Origin of the sequence: Azospirillum agricola (assembly GCF_020005195.1) — a bacterium.
Taxonomy (GTDB): domain Bacteria; phylum Pseudomonadota; class Alphaproteobacteria; order Azospirillales; family Azospirillaceae; genus Azospirillum; species Azospirillum agricola.
In genome coordinates this window covers 376,658-392,979 of record NZ_JAIFZR010000004.1, presented here as the reverse complement: position 1 = coordinate 392,979, position 16,322 = coordinate 376,658, and the positions used below count along the sequence as shown (strand labels likewise).

General features: G+C 69.0%; 10 protein-coding genes. 7 read left to right on the top strand and 3 right to left on the bottom strand.

Annotated features, from left to right (window positions below; genetic code table 11):
- Positions 1-11 precede the first annotated feature (11 nt).
- Together pcaF and paaK are read left to right on the top strand one after the other, a co-directional pair.
- Positions 12-1,220, top strand: coding sequence for a 3-oxoadipyl-CoA thiolase (pcaF, locus tag JN22_RS10680; RefSeq protein WP_085553917.1), 1,209 nt, complete (start codon positions 12-14; stop codon positions 1,218-1,220).
- A 146-nt stretch (positions 1,221-1,366) separates the two neighbouring features.
- Positions 1,367-2,629, top strand: a complete 1,263-nt coding sequence (gene paaK, locus JN22_RS10675) for a phenylacetate--CoA ligase PaaK (RefSeq protein ID WP_223677722.1) — start codon at positions 1,367-1,369, stop codon at positions 2,627-2,629.
- Between the two features lie 3 nt (positions 2,630-2,632).
- Here paaK and JN22_RS10670 read toward each other — a convergent pair whose 3' ends face one another.
- Positions 2,633-3,286: a MarC family protein gene (locus JN22_RS10670; RefSeq protein WP_085553916.1), complete on the bottom strand. Its 654-nt coding sequence runs from the start codon at positions 3,284-3,286 to the stop codon at positions 2,633-2,635.
- 83 nt (positions 3,287-3,369) lie between these two features.
- Positions 3,370-5,688, bottom strand: a complete 2,319-nt coding sequence (locus JN22_RS10665; RefSeq protein ID WP_085553915.1) for a helicase-related protein — start codon at positions 5,686-5,688, stop codon at positions 3,370-3,372.
- 355 nt (positions 5,689-6,043) lie between these two features.
- Between JN22_RS10665 and JN22_RS10660 the strand changes: the two genes are divergently transcribed.
- From JN22_RS10660 to JN22_RS10640, 5 genes are all read left to right on the top strand, one after another.
- Positions 6,044-6,865, top strand: coding sequence for a WecB/TagA/CpsF family glycosyltransferase (locus tag JN22_RS10660; protein WP_085553914.1), 822 nt, complete (start codon positions 6,044-6,046; stop codon positions 6,863-6,865).
- 3 nt (positions 6,866-6,868) lie between these two features.
- Positions 6,869-9,202, top strand: a complete 2,334-nt coding sequence (locus JN22_RS10655; RefSeq protein ID WP_223677667.1) for a GumC family protein — start codon at positions 6,869-6,871, stop codon at positions 9,200-9,202.
- Between the two features lie 96 nt (positions 9,203-9,298).
- Positions 9,299-10,552, top strand: coding sequence for an endo-1,4-beta-xylanase (locus tag JN22_RS10650; RefSeq protein ID WP_085553913.1), 1,254 nt, complete (start codon positions 9,299-9,301; stop codon positions 10,550-10,552).
- Positions 10,553-10,688: 136 nt separating this feature from the next.
- A complete protein-coding gene (locus JN22_RS10645) occupies positions 10,689-11,624 on the top strand; it encodes a class I SAM-dependent methyltransferase (RefSeq protein WP_223677666.1) in 936 nt (311 codons plus the stop codon).
- Between the two features lie 220 nt (positions 11,625-11,844).
- The gene (locus JN22_RS10640) at positions 11,845-14,412 is read left to right on the top strand and encodes a cellulase family glycosylhydrolase (protein ID WP_085553912.1); all 2,568 of its coding nucleotides are present in this window, start codon (positions 11,845-11,847) and stop codon (positions 14,410-14,412) included.
- An 84-nt stretch (positions 14,413-14,496) separates the two neighbouring features.
- Here JN22_RS10640 and JN22_RS10635 read toward each other — a convergent pair whose 3' ends face one another.
- Positions 14,497-15,975 carry a lipopolysaccharide biosynthesis protein gene (locus JN22_RS10635; RefSeq protein WP_085553911.1) on the bottom strand — a complete coding sequence of 493 codons (1,479 nt, stop codon included), beginning with the start codon at positions 15,973-15,975 and terminating at the stop codon, positions 14,497-14,499.
- Positions 15,976-16,322: the final 347 nt, after the last annotated feature.

Here is a 16,322-nt window from a genome sequence, read left to right as displayed (position 1 = left end):
TGGAGCAAATCATGAGCGAAGCCTTTCTCTGCGACGCCGTCCGCACCCCGTTCGGCCGCTACGGCGGCGGGCTGGCCCCGGTGCGTCCCGACGACCTCGCCGCCGTTCCGCTGAAGGCGCTGATGGAGCGCAACCCCGGCGTCGAATGGTCGGCGGTGGATGACGTGATCCTCGGCTGCGCCAACCAAGCCGGCGAGGACAACCGCAACGTTGCCCGCATGGCGGCGCTGCTGGCCGGCCTGCCCGACGCCGTGCCGGGCACCACCATCAACCGGCTGTGCGGGTCCGGCATGGACAGCATCGCCATCGCCGCCCGCGCCATCAAGGCCGGCGAGGCCGATCTGATCATCGCCGGCGGCGTCGAGAGCATGACCCGCGCGCCCTTCGTGATGGGCAAGGCCGACAGCGCCTTCTCCCGTTCGGCGGAAATCTTCGACACGACCATCGGCTGGCGCTTCGTCAATCCGCTGATGAAGGCCAGGTTCGGCATCGACAGCATGCCGGAGACCGCCGAGAACGTCGCCGCCGACTACGCCGTCAGCCGCGCCGACCAGGACGCCTTCGCCCTGCGCAGCCAGCGGCGCGCCGCCCGCGCGCAAGCAGAGGGCCGCTTCGCCCGCGAGATCGTCCCCGTCCGCATTCCCCGCCGCAAGGGCGACCCCGTCGTGATCGCCGAGGACGAGCATCCGCGCCCCGACACCACGCTGGAGGCGTTGGCCAAGCTCGGCACCCCCTTCCGCAAGGAGGGCGGCAGCGTCACCGCCGGCAACGCGTCCGGGGTCAACGACGGCGCCGCCGCTGTGATCGTCGCGTCGGAGGCTGCGGTGAAGCGCTACGGCCTGACGCCGCGCGCCCGTGTCGCCGGCACCGCAGTGGCCGGAGTGGCGCCGCGCGTGATGGGCATCGGCCCCGCCCCGGCCTCGCGGAAGCTGCTGGCCCGCCTCGGCCTGACCATCGCCGACATGGACGTGATCGAGCTGAACGAGGCCTTCGCCGCGCAGGGCCTCGCGGTGCTGCGGATGCTGGGCCTGCCCGACGATGCCGCGCATGTGAACCCCAACGGCGGCGCCATCGCGCTGGGCCACCCGCTGGGCGCCAGCGGCACCCGTCTGGTCGCCACCGCCATGATGGAGCTGGAGGACCGCAAGGCGTCCCGCGCGCTCTGCACCATGTGCATCGGCGTCGGCCAGGGCATCGCCATGATCGTCGAGCGCGTCTGAGCAACCAAGAACCGGCCACCAAAAGCGCCGGACCCGAAAAACGATCCAGGAAACGGGAGAAACGCACCATGCCGACCACCCTGACCGAGACCGCCCCCGTCGCGCCGCCATCGGCCGTTTCCCCGTCCGGTCTCGACCGCTACGAGATGGCCAGCCGGGATGAGATCACGGCGATGCAGACCGAACGGCTGGCCTGGTCGCTGCGCCACAGCCACGCCAACGTTCCCGCCTTCCGCGCCAAATGCGAGGCGAAGGGGGTCCATCCCGACGATTTCAGGGAACTCAAGGATCTGGCGCTGTTCCCCTTCACCGTGAAGGACGACCTGCGCCAGAACTACCCGTTCGGCATGTTCGCCGTGCCGATGGACGATATCGTCCGCGTCCACGCCTCCAGCGGGACGACCGGGCGGCCGACGGTGGTCGGCTACACCAAGGGCGACATCGACGTCTGGGCGGAATGCGTCGCCCGCTCGATCCGCGCCGCCGGCGGCAAGCGCGGCGACATGGTGCACATCGCCTACGGCTACGGCCTGTTCACCGGGGGCCTGGGCGCCCATTACGGGGCGGAACGGCTCGGCTGCACCGTCGTGCCGATGTCGGGCGGCCAGACCGAGAAGCAGGTCCAGCTCATCATGGACTTCAAGCCGTCGATCATCATGGTGACGCCCTCCTACATGCTGAACATCGCCGAGGAGATGCGCCGCCAGGGCATCGATCCGCGCGCCACCAGCCTGCGCGTCGGCATCTTCGGGGCCGAGCCCTGGACCGGCGCCATGCGCGGCGAGATCGAGAAGACCTTCGACATCCACGCCGTCGACATCTACGGCCTGTCGGAGGTCATGGGACCGGGCGTCGCCTCGGAATGCGTCGAGACCAAGGACGGGCCGGTCATCTGGGAGGATCATTTCTACCCGGAGATCATCGACCCCGACAGCGGCGAGGTCCTGCCCGACGGCTCCTACGGCGAACTGGTCTTCACCACCCTGACCAAGCAGGGCATGCCGGTGATCCGCTACCGCACCCGCGACCTGACCCGTCTGCTGCCGCCCACCGCGCGGGGGATGCGGCGGATGGACAAGATCACCGGACGCTCCGACGACATGCTCATCATCCGCGGCGTCAACGTCTTCCCGACCCAGGTCGAGGAGCTGATCTGCCAGAACCCGGCGCTCGCCCCGCACTACGAACTGGTCGTCACCCGCGAGGGCCATCTCGACTGCCTCACGGTCAGAGTCGAGATGAATCACGATGTCCACCCCTCCGAATGGGACCGGCACGCCAAACAGTTGCAGCACTCGATCAAGTCGCGTGTCGGCATCAGCACCACGGTCGAGCCGGTCGAACAGGGCGGCGTCGCCCGCTCCATCGGCAAGGCCAAGCGGGTGCGCGACCTGCGCCCCAAGGCCTGACGGCTACGGACGCTGCGCCAGCAGCGGTGTGGCGGCGTCGATGACGCCGTTCAGCAGGATCTGCACGCCGACGCAGAAGAGCAGGAAGGCGAACAGCCGCGTCAGCACCCGCGCGCCCGTCGGCCCCAGCAGGGCGACCAGCCGGTCGGCCGAGCGGTAGGACAGCCAGATCAGCACGGCGATGGCCAGCGCCGCCGCCGACACGCCGATGAAGAAGCCGGTGAGCGCTCCGCTGTCCGCCGGCCGGGTGGAACCCAGCGCGATGGCGACGGAGATCGTGCCCGGCCCGGTGGTGAAGGGCATGGTCAGCGGGAAGAAGGCGGATTCCTCGGCGGTCTCCGCCGGGGCCGCCTGCTCCTGCTTCCTGGCCTCGTGCGTCTCGGGGGCGGTCAGCAGGACCCAGGCGCGCTCGGCCACCACGAAGCCGCCGGCGATGCGCAGCGCCGCCAGCGAGATGCCGAAGAAGTTCAGCACATAGGCCCCCGCCCAGAGCGCGGTCAGCATCACCACGGCGGAGTAGAGGCCGACCAGCCCGGCCAGCCGGGCGCGCTCCCGCTCGCTGCGCTCGGCGGTCACCTGGCTGAAGATCAGCGCCATGGCGATCGGGTTGACGATCGAGAACAGCGCCGTGAAGGCAAGCAGGAAACTGTCGAGCATGCGGGCTGGTCGTCCGGCGGATGGGCGTCACCCCTGATACAGACGTCCCCGGCCGCTGGCAACTCCGCGCTTCGTGCGAGGGATCAGGGCGTCGGACCCTTCCGGCGCGGCCCGCCGCCGGGCCTGCCTGGAGGCTTGCCCCGCCCCTTGCCGCGGCCGCCGGGCTGGGCATGGTGGAAATGCGGATGGGCCGGCGGCTTGTCGCCGCCGTTGGCCGCCGGGGCGCCACCGTCCCTTGGAGCCCCGCCGTCCCGGCCGCGCCCCTCGCGACGTCCGCCACCGCCGCCCCGCCGCTCCTCCAGCCGGTTGCCGTAGCAGCTGTCGCAGACCCGGAAGCGGTGGTTGGCCTTCAACCGCGTGCCGCAGACCGGGCAGGCCCGCGCCAGCGAGCGTTCGGCCAGCGTCCGCTCGATGAAGGCGTTCAGGTGCGCCCGGCGCTCCTGGCACAGATCCATCTCGGGATAGGCCTCCGGAAAACGGTAGGCGAGCCACGCGTAGGCGGTCAGCTCCTTCACCGCGCGCTCGGCCTTCTCCAGCTCCACGTCGGTCCCGACATTGTGGCGGAAGCGCTCGGCGGCGTCGGGAGCGCCGTTGGGGATCTCCTTGCCCTGGTTCATCGCCCAGTTGCCGAGCAGGCGCAGGTTGTTCTGGTCGCGCGTGTCGATCGGGCAGCGCGCCAGGATGTCGCGGACCGCCAGCGGCAGCTTGGCCCGGTCGACCGCCGCCGCCGCCTGGATGCGCTGCTCCAGGTCGGTCATGCGGAAGGTCTGGTTGGCGCGCAGCAGCTCCTGCCCGGCCGTGCGCAGCACCTTGGCGAGGCTGTCGGTGTCGAGTTCGCGGGCGATGGCCTCGACATGGCTGAGGTTGGGCGAGATCCACGAACGCGGATCCTCCGGCGGCACCGGCGGCGAGGTCAGCGCCCGGCGCACCGGGTTGATGTTCTCGCCCTCCAGCACCGCGACGCGCCCGTCCTCCTGCATGCCGAAGCGGCCGGCGCGCCCGCCGATCTGGCGGATCTCCGAATGGTTCAGGTCGCGCTCCTCGCGCCCGTCGTATTTGCGGGTGGTGGAGAGCACGACACGGGCGACCGGCAGGTTCAGCCCCATGCCGATGGCGTCGGTCGCCACCAGCACGTCGGCCGAGCCGTCGCGGAAGCGCCGCGCCTCGGCCCGCCGCACCTCCGGCGACAGGGCGCCGTAGATCACCGCCACCGTGTGGCCACGCCCGAGCAGATCATGGCGCAGCGCCATCACGTCCTTGCGCGAGAAGGCGATCACCGCGTCGCTGCGGCGGACATTCTCCAGCGCGACCTTCTCCTCCTGCACGCGCAGCGGCGACTTGCGGGTGAACTCGACGACCTCCAGCTCCTCGCCCATCGCGTCGGCCAGCCGCTTGACGTAGGGGATGGCGTCGGCCGAGCCGGTCATCAGGATCTCGGGCGCCGCCACGCCGGCCACCGCCTGGGTCCAGGCCCAGCCGCGATCGGCGTCGCCGATCATCTGGATCTCGTCGATGACGCAGGCGCCCCAGATCTTGGACGTGTTCACCATCTCGATGGTCGAGGAGGTGAAGGAGGCCCCCGGCCGCACGTCGCGCTCCTCGCCGGTGACGAGGCTGCACGGACGGCCGCGCGTCTCCAGCGCCTCCTGCCCCTCCAGCGCCAGCAGGCGCAGTGGTGCCAGGTAGCAGCCGCTCTCCGCCTCGGCCAGCCGGTCCATCGCCGCGTGGGTCTTGCCCGAGTTGGTCGGGCCGACGAACAGGCGCAGCTTGCGGATCATCGCGCGGGCGGTGGTGAAGCTGTCGAGATAGACGCCCATGCCGGACGCGTTCTCCAGCCGCTCGCGCCGCACCTTCAGGCCGGCGCGCGAGGCGGCGGTGGAGAAGGCCTCCTCCAGCGCGTCGAGCAGGGTCTGCAAGCGGGGAATGCGGCCGCCGAAGCCGATGACGCGGCCCAGCTCCTCGGCGAAACCCTTGGGCCGCCACGCGTCGCCGAAGCCGGCGGCGCGCTGCTGCATCGACTGGAACCAGCCGTCGACCCGACCCTTGGCCTTCTCGATGGCCGAGGAGGACAGGCAGGCGGCCTTGACCTTCTTGCCCAGCGTCTTGGCCTGGGGACGGCCGAACTCCTCCTCCGCCGTCAGCAGGCCCCACAGCTCGGCCTCGATGTCCGGCAGCGGGCCCAGCGCGATCTTGAAGCGCAGCTTCAGGCTGCGGTCGGTGCCGGGGATGGCGACCGGATGGACGACCGCGATGCTCCAGCGGGCCGGCGTGCTGTCCGCGTCCACCTCGATGCCGTCGCCGCGCACGACGGCGGCGATGGCGCGCAGGGCCTCGCGGCGGTCGTATTCGTCGGCGGTGCCGGGGGTCTTGCCCGTCTCGGGGGCGGAGCGGTCGTCGGTCATGAATCCAGTGTCTTTTTCTTGAACGGGCCGGCCCCTGGCGTGGCTCAGGGGGCGCATGCGGCGACGCGCCGGCGCGGCGCACCCGCGCCTCCGCATCGGACCGGGTTCCCTATATGGGCTGAACCGCTTGCCCCGGCAAGCCGATTCCACCCCGAACGGCGAGGCCGGGCTAATTCGAATCCGCCCCGGCTTCACCAATCTCGCCCGTGCGAAAAGGGGGCAGGACCGGCCACATAGAGCCACGTGCGGTTCCCGGGCGGCGCTCCAAGGGAGTAGTCGCCCACCCGCGCCAGCATCATCGACCGGCCGGAGCGGTCCGTCCCCGCTCCCGCCCCTCTTTCCTCAGGAGATGCGCATGCCGAGCCCTCGTGACGTCCTGGAACTCGTCGAGCGAATGCGGTGCGTGTCCAACGACGCCGAACGCCGCGCTCTGCTGGCGTCCCTGGGCGCGGTGGAACGGCCGACCATCCTGTCCTTCCTGAACGCCCATGGCGTGAACGTCTGCATGGCCTCCGATCCGGCGCTGGCCGCCTTCCGGGCGTCCGACATCCTGCTGCGCGACGGGGTCGGCCTCCAGTCCGTGCTGCCCTTCCTGGGCTTGCAGCCCGGCCTGAATATGAACGGCACCGACTTCATCCCGCTGCTTCTGCGCACGCTGCCGGCCCGCAAGGTCGCCGTCTACGGCACCGCCACCCCCTGGCTGGAGCGCGCCCGCGCCGTGCTGGAGACGAACACGCCCCACCAGTACGCCGACCTCCAGCACGGCTTCCATCCGGTCGAGCATTACATCGCCCAGGCCCGCGCCTCGCGTCCCGACGTGATCCTGCTCGCCATGGGGATGCCGCGGCAGGAGGAGGTGGCGGCGCTGCTCAAGCGCTCGCTCGATTATCCGGTCCTGATCGTCAACGGCGGGGCCATCGTCGATTTCCTGGCCGGCCGCTTCAAGCGCGCGCCGGAGGCCGTCCAGCGCTCCGGCCTGGAATGGGCCTTCCGGCTGGCGCAGGAACCGAAGCGCCTGTTCAACCGCTACTGCGTCGGTGCGTTCGGCTTCGCCCGCACCGTCCTGCTTCTCCGCCGTGCCGCCTCGCTGCGGTCCACGCCCCTTCGTCCCGCCCCCATCCAGTCCACCGGGTCCGCCTCGGCCGCGCCCCGCACGCCCATGCACAAGGAGCTTTGAGACGTGGAAAACCTTCCCCAGATCAATCGCGGCGGCCCGCCGGCTCCGGCTTGGCCCACCAGCGTCGGCCATCACATGCCGCGCAACGAGTTCGAGGGACAGGCCCCCGCCATGGGCCCCGACTTCCGTTTCATCCTGCGCGTGCTCGGCGCCCACAAGATGCTGATCGCCGTCATCGTCGTGCTGCTGACGGCGCTCACCGCCTTCGGCGTCTCGCTGCTGAAGGACCAGTACACGTCGGAAGCCCTGCTGCTGGTCGACAACCGGCAGGTCCGCGTGGTGCGGGCGGAGGATCAGGCGCTGGGCTCCATCCCGGCCGAGGACGCCGCCATCCTCTCCGAGATCGAGATCCTGAAGTCCACCGCCGTGCTGTCCCGCGCGGTGGAGGACCTGAAGCTCGCCACCAACCCGGAATTCAACCCGCCGGTCCAGGCCGACGAGACCAAGCCCTTCGTGGAGCGGGCCACCGCCTTCCTCCGCGACAAGGCCCATCTCGTCTGGGGTGAGGAGCTGCCCGGCCCGGTCACCGCCATCCTCGCCCATGGCGACGGCATGACCAAGGACACGCTGGCCCGCGAGGCCCACGCCTCGGCCGGCATCGACGGGATCCTCGACCGCCTGCGCCGCAAGCTGGACGTCGCCATCGTCGGCCGCTCGCGCGTCATCCAGGTGCGCTACACCGCCAAGAACCCGGAGCTGGCGCAGGACGTCGTCGACACCATCGTCCGCCGCTACATGGAAACCCGCCAGCAGATGGACCGCGACCTGTCGACCAGCGCCGTGGCCTGGTTGCAGGACCGCATCGACACCCTGCGCAAGGAGGTCGCCGAGGCCGACCAGCGCGTCGAATCCATCCGCTTCAAGGCCGGGCTGGTCAAGGGCGGCAACGGCCTGATGGCCACCGGCGAGCTTGAGCAGGCCCGCCTGCGCCTGGCCGAAGCCTCGGCCCTGCGCGCCCGCGCCGTCGCCCAGGCCGAGACGCTGGAGCGTCGCGGCGGCAACGGCGCCAGCATCGCCTCGCCGGTCGTCGCCCAGCTCCGCGCCACCGTCGCCGCCATCTCCACGGAAATGGCGCAGCTCTCCCGCCAGTATGGTCCGAAGCACCCGCGCATCCTGGAGCTCCAGGCCCGTTTGTCCGAGGCCAACTCCTCGATGCAGACCGAAATGCGCCGCGAGATCACCGGCGTCCGCGAGGCGGCCAACGTCGCCATCGAGCAGGAAAACGCCCTGAAGGCGATGATCGCCAAGCTCGAATCCGGCTACCAGACGATGGCGGAAGAGGCCGTGCCGCTGCGCACCCTGGAGTCCGAAGCCACCGCCAAGCGCACCCTGCTTGACAGCCTGATGGCCCGCCTGGAGGAGGTTTCGGCCCAGCAGGACAACCGCGCCTTCCCAACCGCCGTCAAGCTGGTCTCGGCGCCGCAGGTCCCGCATGAGCCGTCGGGTCCCTTCCGCGTCCTTCTGCTGATCGCCGGTTTCGCCGCCTCGGTCTTCATCGCCATCTTCACCGTCTTCGGCATCGAGCTGCTCCAGCGCCGCATCCGCACGCCGGAGGCCGTCCGCCGCATCCTCGGCGTCGGCAACGTCCACATCGTCCCGCACCACTCGACCCGCGGCGCCCGCGGCCGGCTCTACCAGATCTTCCAGAACCACCCCTTCTCGCTGTTCAGCGAATCCCTGCGCGCCCTGTTCCGCAACCACCTGTCGGATCTGGGTCCGGTCGGCTCGATCGCCGTCACCTCGGCCCGCCCGCAGGACGGCAAGACCTCGATGAGCCTCGCCGTCGCCCAGGTCGCCGCCCAGGCCGGCCGCCGCGTTGTGGTCGTGGACACCGACTTCCGCCGCTCGCGCATCGACGGCCTGTTCAACCTGTCGGCCAAGAAGGGCCTGTCGGACTGGATCGCCGGCACCGCCACCCTCGACGAGATCGTCCACAGCAGCGACGACGTGCCCTTCGCCATGGTCCCGGCCGGCCGCCTGATGCCGGAGACGCTCGACCGCTTCAACGTCGACGGCCTCGTCCACCTGATGGCCGGCCTGTCGCCGCACTTCGACCTGGTGGTGTTCGACACCGCCCCGGCGCTGGCCGTGTCGGACGCCCGCATCGTCTGCGGCGCCGCCTCCAAGGTGCTGTTCGTCAGCCGCTGGGGCCACACCACGGCCAGCGACCTCCAGGCGGTCGCCGACCTCGGCCCGATCGATCACGAGAAGTTCATCGCGGTGATGACCGACGTGAACCTGAAGAAGGCCGCCTCGCGCGGGTATGAAGGGCCGTACAACAGCTACATGGCGACCCGCAAATACTACGGCGACAGCAGCCTGCGGGCCGCCCCGTAAGGCCCGCGGACCAAGCCTTCGGCGCTCCCTCTCCCCTGACCGGGAGAGGGAGTTTTTTCATTCCCTCCGTCGAAAACAGCACGTGGACTGGCCCTTATGACCAAGCTCACGCTTCCGTTCCCCCGCCGTCGCGACGTCCTGCGCGTGGCGGCCTGCGCCGCCGTCCTGGCGAGCTGCCGCGCCGCCACCGACCCGACCGCCGCCATCGCCGCCGCCTCCCACCCGGACCGGCCCGACGAGCCGGCGGTGACGCTGCGCGACGTCTGCCGCGCCGCGAAGATCCGGCACGGCGCCGCGCGCGACCATTTCATCGATCCCGAGGATCCGGCTCTCGACCGTCTGATGGCCCGCGAATGCGACGTCGTCACGCCGGAGAATGGCGGGAAATGGGCGGTCTTCCAACCCGAGGAGGGGTATTTCGACTGGCGCCGGATGGACGCCAGCGTCGAGCTGGCGCGCGGCATCGGCGCCATGCCCAACTGGCACACGATCATCTGGCAGCACATGGGCATGCCGCCCTACATGAAGCTGCCGGTCGAGCGGCAGCCCGAGCTGGGCATCGCCGAGAACGCCTATTTCTCGCCCGACGGCACGCTCGGCCCCGACACGGTGCAGGCGCGCTTCGCCGACACGGTCGCCCGCGTCAAGGCCCGCTACGGCGACAGCTTCTACCGGATCGACGTCGCCAACGAGGTCTTCTTCTGGGAGACCGCCGACAGCCACCCGCAGGAGCAGGACCGCTTCGGCTTCCGGCGCGGCATGTGGTGGGTCGCCGCCGGCGGGGCGGAAGCCGGGCCGGAATGGCTCGACCCCTTCTTCCACCAGGCCCGCGCCGCCTTCCCCAACGCCAAGCTGGTGATCAACGAGTTCGGCATCGAGCTGAACGAGGGCTGGCAGCAGCGCAAGCGCGCCTATCTGCTCGACTGGCTGACCGGCGCGGTCAAGCGCGGCGTCCCGCTCGACGGCATCGGGTTGCAGAGCCACCTGATCGCCGGCAAGCCCTACGACCGCGAGGGCATGCGACGCTTCCTGCGCGCGGTCGACCGGCTGGGGCTGGCCGTCCACATCACCGAGATGGACGTCGACGAGACGCGCCTGCCGCGTTCCTGGTCGCGGGCGGAGAAGGACCGCACGCTGGCCCTGCTCGCCGGCCAGTATCTGAGCGACGTGGCCGCCAATTCCCGGCTGGAGGAGCTGGTCTGGTGGCACCTGCGCTCCGACCTGAACTTCATCGCGCGCGAGAACGCCGGTCTGGATCCGCAACCCTCGCCCTACGACCGCCACTCCCGCCCGCTTCCCATGTACGAGGCGGCGGTCCAGGCGCTGCGCGGCAAGACCCGTGCCGGTTGAGCGCCGTACGGGGTAACGCCATCCGTGACGCTAGCCCGCCCGATCGCGCCGCGCCACCGCCCGTCCGCACCAGGGTACTCCGGCAGCCGCGGCCCCACATCTCGGTGGTGTCGCGGTTCACCGAACGAGGTCGATCTTGGATCAGCCAACCACCACCCTGGATGCTCAAGACCTGATCACCCGTTACAAGCGGAAGTTCCATCTCGCCCCGTCCTACCCGTTGAGCGAGGCGATGGTGCGGCAGCATTGGGACCTGGAGCGCCAGCTCGCCCGCGAGCTGCTCGATTCCAGCCGGGAGAACCGCTGGGACACCTTCGAGCGCGCCTACACCACGCTCTATTCCGGCTGCCCCTGGCTGAACGAGGCCGAGGACGACGCGGGCACCCGCGACGACGATCTCGACTTCCGCCATTTCCTCACCCTGCTCGGCGGGCCGCAGGACGTCTACGAGGTCGGGTCGGGCAAGGCGCGGCTGCTGCGCTACCTCGCCCGCCACGGCTACCGCTGCGTCGCCACCGAGGTGACGCGGGAGCGCGGCGAGCGCTGGATCGAGGAGGATCCCAACATCACATGGCGCTGCTGCGACGGCGTCAACCTCGCCCGCTTCGAGCCGGCCAACCGCTACGATTCGGTGATCTCGACCCACGTCATCGAGCATTTCCATCCCGAGGACGTCTCCCTCCACATGGAGAACGTCCTCGCCATCCTGAAGCCGGGCGGCCGCTACGTCCTGAACATGCCGCACAAGTTCGCGGGCCCGATGGATCTGTCGGAGGTGTTCGGCTTGGACGAGCCGATTTGCATGCATCTGCGCGAATACATCTGGGCAGAGACGGAAGCCCTGCTGCGCCAGGCCGGCTTCGACCGGATCGAGGCGGTCTACGTCGCGCCGATGGCGTTGCGGCGGCGCTGGAACCTCCACTTCGCCGGACGCGGCTATCTCGCCTATGTGCGGGGGGTGGAGGCATTTTTGGGACGCTTGCCGTTAACCCTAAAGCGCAAGCTCGGAAGGGTTGGTCAGCTCTATCTGTTCCGTCCCGAGGTGTTCATGGTTGCTCGCAAGCCCGATTGAGGCAAGGCGACTCAGAAAAATATCATTCAAATCCATATATTTAGAGACGCGAATACCACTTTGTTGCGCTTGCGCATCACAAAAGGGGTATTTTCGCGTCTCTTTCTTTTCACAGCCCTGCGTGGCATTAGGGCCGCATTTCCCTAAAATGCGAAATACCTCGTTAACCTTTTCCGTCCAATCTGGGCTCCAGCGAAACACGGAAAAGAGGTTACTTCCAATGGCAACGAACCCCGTCGATACGACCTTCGTCGTCAACGCTTCGGGTCTGGCTGCCGGAGGGGTCTGGCCGCATTTCAAGTTCCTCGTCGACGGCGTGACCGTTGGCCAGGCGACGGTCAATTCCACCAACGCCGGCCGATACAGCTTCACCACCAAGGTTGCGCCCGACGCCGCGCACAAGATTCAGATCGTCTATGACAACGACTGGCTGTCCACGGACAAGTCCGGCATGTACCGCGATCTCCTCGTCAAGTCGATCGAAGTGAACGGCAAGACCCTTGCCTCCACCAACTCGGCCGTCTCCTACGCCGCCGATGGCCAGGGCACCCTGGCCGGCCAGGAGGGCATGTGGTGGAACGGGTCGCTGAACTTCAGCATGGCCAAGGATTTCTTCCCCGGCTCGACCACCCCGACGACGCCGACCAACCCCACCAACCCGACCAACCCCACCACCGGCACGACGCCGATCATCGTCAACGCCCAGGGCATGGCCGCCGGCGGCGTGAACGCCCACTTCAAGGTGATGGTCGACGGCAAGGTGATCGGCGAGGCGACCGCCACGACCGGCGCGAAGGACTACACCTTCAACGCGAACGTCACCGCCGATCAGGCCCACAAGGTCCAGATCCAGTACGACAACGACGCCTACATCAACGGCCAGGACCGCAACCTGACCGTCAACAAGATCACCATCGGCGGCAAGGCCGTCGCCCCCACCGACAGCATCGTCACCTATGACAAGGGCGCGCTCGACGGCAAGGACGTCGCCGCCGGTCAGAAGGACATGTGGTGGAACGGCACGCTGGTCGTGAACGCCGACAAGTCGTTCTTCGCCAACGGCGGCACGACGACGCCGACGAACCCGACCAATCCCACGAACCCGACGCAGCCGAGCCTGTCGGTCAACGACGTGACGGTGACCGAGCCGACCGCCGGCACCAGCACGGGCTCCAAGGGCATCGCGCCGGGCTTCCTGCACACCGACGGCGGGCAGATCCTCGACAGCGCCGGCAACAGCGTCAAGCTGACGGGCGTCAACTGGTTCGGTGCCGAGGGCTACGCCTTCGCGCCCCAGGGGCTGTGGATGGACAGCTACCAGAACCACATGAACAAGATGCAGGAACTTGGCTTCAACGTCATCCGCCTGCCCTTCTCCGACGCCATGCTCGACAACGGCCGCATGCCGACCGGAATCGACTATTCGAAGAACCCGGATCTGAAGGGCCTGACCTCGCTCCAGGTCTTCGACAAGATCATCGACTACGCCCAGAAGACGGGCATGAAGATCATCCTCGACCACCACCGCTCCGGCGACGGCGCGTCGGCGAACGAGAACGGCCTCTGGTACACCAGCCAGTATCCGGAATCGAAGATGATCGAGAACTGGAAGATGCTGGCCCAGCGCTACGCCGGCAACGACGCGGTCATCGCCGCCGACCTGCACAACGAGCCGCATGGCGCGGCCACCTGGGGCGACGGCAACACGTCCACCGACTGGGCGCGCGCCGCCGAGCGGATCGGCAACGCCATCCAGTCCGTGAACAAGGACTGGCTGATGATCGTCGAGGGCGTCGAGATCGTCAACAACAACTGGTACTGGTGGGGCGGCAACCTGCTCGGCCAGAAGAACTACGACGTCAACTTCAACGTCGACAACAAGCTCGTCTACTCGGTGCACGACTACGGTCCGTCGCTGCACATGATGGACTGGTTCAAGGCGTCCGACTTCCCGAACAACATGCCGGCGAAGTGGGACCAGATGTGGGGCAACCTCATCAAGAACGACCAGTACCCGGTCCTGATCGGCGAGTTCGGCAGCCGCATGGAGACCGCCATCGACAAGGTCTGGATGCCCAAGCTGATCCAGTACATGAACGGCGACTGGGACGGCAACGGCACCATCGACCTGGCCAAGGGCGACCAGGGTGCGAGCTGGACCTACTGGGCCTGGAGCCCCGGCTCGGGCGACACCGGCGGCATCATGACCGACAGCTGGCAGGTCGACTACAACAAGTACAACGCCATCAAGGCCGGCCTGTTCAGCGGCTCGACCGGCGGTTCGACCACCACCACGACCGACGCGGTCTTCACCGTGAAGCTGTCCTCGGCCGCCACCCAGGCGGTGACCGTTGACTACGCCACGGTGGACGGCACGGCCAAGGCCGGCTCCGACTACACCGCGACCAGCGGCAAGCTGACCTTCGCCGCCGGCGAGATCAGCAAGACCGTCACGGTCAAGGTGCTGAGCGACAGCGTCACCGAGGGCAACGAGACCTTCAGCCTGAAGCTGTCGAACTCGACCCAGGCGACGATCGCCGACGGCACCGGCCTGGGCACCATCGTGGACGCCGCCGCCAAGGCCGCCGCGGCCTCCGCTCCGGCCGCCGAAGCCGCCGCCGCGACGAACGTGTACAACGCGATGGCCACCCAGCCGAACATCGACACGGTTCTGACCACCGCCGGCGTCGATCTGGCCCACGTCACCCATGCCGACCTCGTGGCAGCCGAAGCGATCGTGAGCTACTACGACTCGCTGCACCAGGACCTGTTGCAGCACGCGGCCTGATCCGCCGCTCGGATCGAAGGTCTAAGGGAAAGGGCCGGCAGCGCACGCTGCCGGCCCTTTCCCCTTGTCCGCTCCCCGCCACCGTCAGGGGGTCGAGGGCGCCCGCCGCGGCAGGCGCGGCAGCATCTTGACCAGCACCGCGCGTCCCGCCGATCCGATGCCGGGGCCGAACAGAACCACCCCCAGGAAGGCCAGGGTCAGCAGAACCTTCTCCGCCGTGAAGGTCGGATCGACCGCGTCGCCGAACAGATAGGCCCCGGCGGCGTAGGCGACGGCGGCCGGAGCCAGGATCCAGCCGATGCGCGCCGCGTTCAGCGGCACGTCGCCCTCGGCAAGCCGGCGGCGCACCGCCTCGGTCAGCACGAGCTGGAAGACCTCACGCCCGAGATTGGCGAGCGCCGCGCCGAACACGCCCCAGCGCCACACCAGCACCACCGCCAGCGCCGTGCCGACCGCGAGGCTCGCCGCCGAGATCCAGGGCAGCACCCCGACCCGCCGCGCCTTCAGGATGGCGACCTCCGGGTTCATGCGGACGCCGTGCAGCACGAAGGCCAGCACCAGCAGCGGCATGCAGGGCAGCACCGGCGCGTAGGCATCCGACGCGATCAGCCAGAGGATTTCCGGCGCGGTCAGCGCCATCCCCAGAGCGGCGGCGGTCAGCAGCGTCACGAACAGGTGGAAGACGAAATCGGCCTGGGTGCCGTCGCTCTCCCGCCCGGCCTCCAGCCGGCTGACCGACCAGATTTGCAGGAAGGACGCGGTCAGGAACATGTAGAGGATCTGCGCCAGCCGCATGCCGAAGGCGAAGATGCCGACGGCGGCGGTGGAGAGCAGGATGTTCAGCAGCCAGCGCGCCACGAAGTTGTTGGCGATGTCGAGCAGCGACTGCGGCATGTAGGGCAGCCCGAGCGTCGCCACCCGCTTGAGCACCGGCCAGGAGAAGCCGGCGCCGTTCTCGCGCAGGATCACCACCATCAGCCCGAGCCCGAGCACCGCGAAGGATCCGCCGTTGGCCAGGAAGATGCCCTCGACGCCCAGCCCCATGCCCCACAGGAACAGCAGGTTGAAGCCGAGCAGCGCCACCACCTTGGCCACCGACACCAGGAGGCACAGGCCCGACCGCTTGCGCACCCGGTAATAGGCGAGCGCCAGCTCGAACAGCGTGGTCAGCGCCACGCCGGCCAGCGCCAGCGCCATCACCGGGGCGTGCTCGCCCGACCCGAACATCGCCCAGCTTCCCGCCAGCCCGGCCGGATAGGCCAGCCCCAGCATCGACACCGACACGGCGAACAGGGCGATCAGGCAGGTCGACACCACGCGCTGCCGGTCGCGGCCCTCCTCATGCTCGAAATAGACCGCGGTGAAGGCGTTGCTCATGCCGATCATCAGCATGACCGCCAGCAGGTCGCTGACCACGACGACCAGCGCGTAGACGCCGAACTCGGGCGGCGCCAGCAGTTTGGTGTAGAGAGGCAGCAAGAGCAGGCCGGCCGCCCGGTTGACCACGTTGGCCACCATGAACAGCCAGCCATGCCTGATGATGTTTCCAGCTTCCGAAGCCATGCGTCTCCCCGCACCAACGCCTGAGCGCGGCCGTGCTCTCGCGACCGCACAAGAAGAGTGGCCCCAATCATTGGGAGTGGTCGGAGCACCGTCAATTCGGCCTTGAAGCCGGTCGGAGCACTCTTCGGGGCTATTCTCTCCCGCTCCGGGCGAGGGGGCGCGCGGGGGCACCCCCTTGCGAGTACACATTCCGTCCTGGCCGACTCTGCCGCCGCGCAACCGAAACTCGCAAGGGGGCGTTCGCGCCGACGCCTTGTCCGGAATTGCTGGCGAACCCCGTTCGGAGCCGCCCGCCCCCACCTCTTCGGCGGGCCGTCCGGCGGCGCCCGTCGGGGCCGACCGGAAAA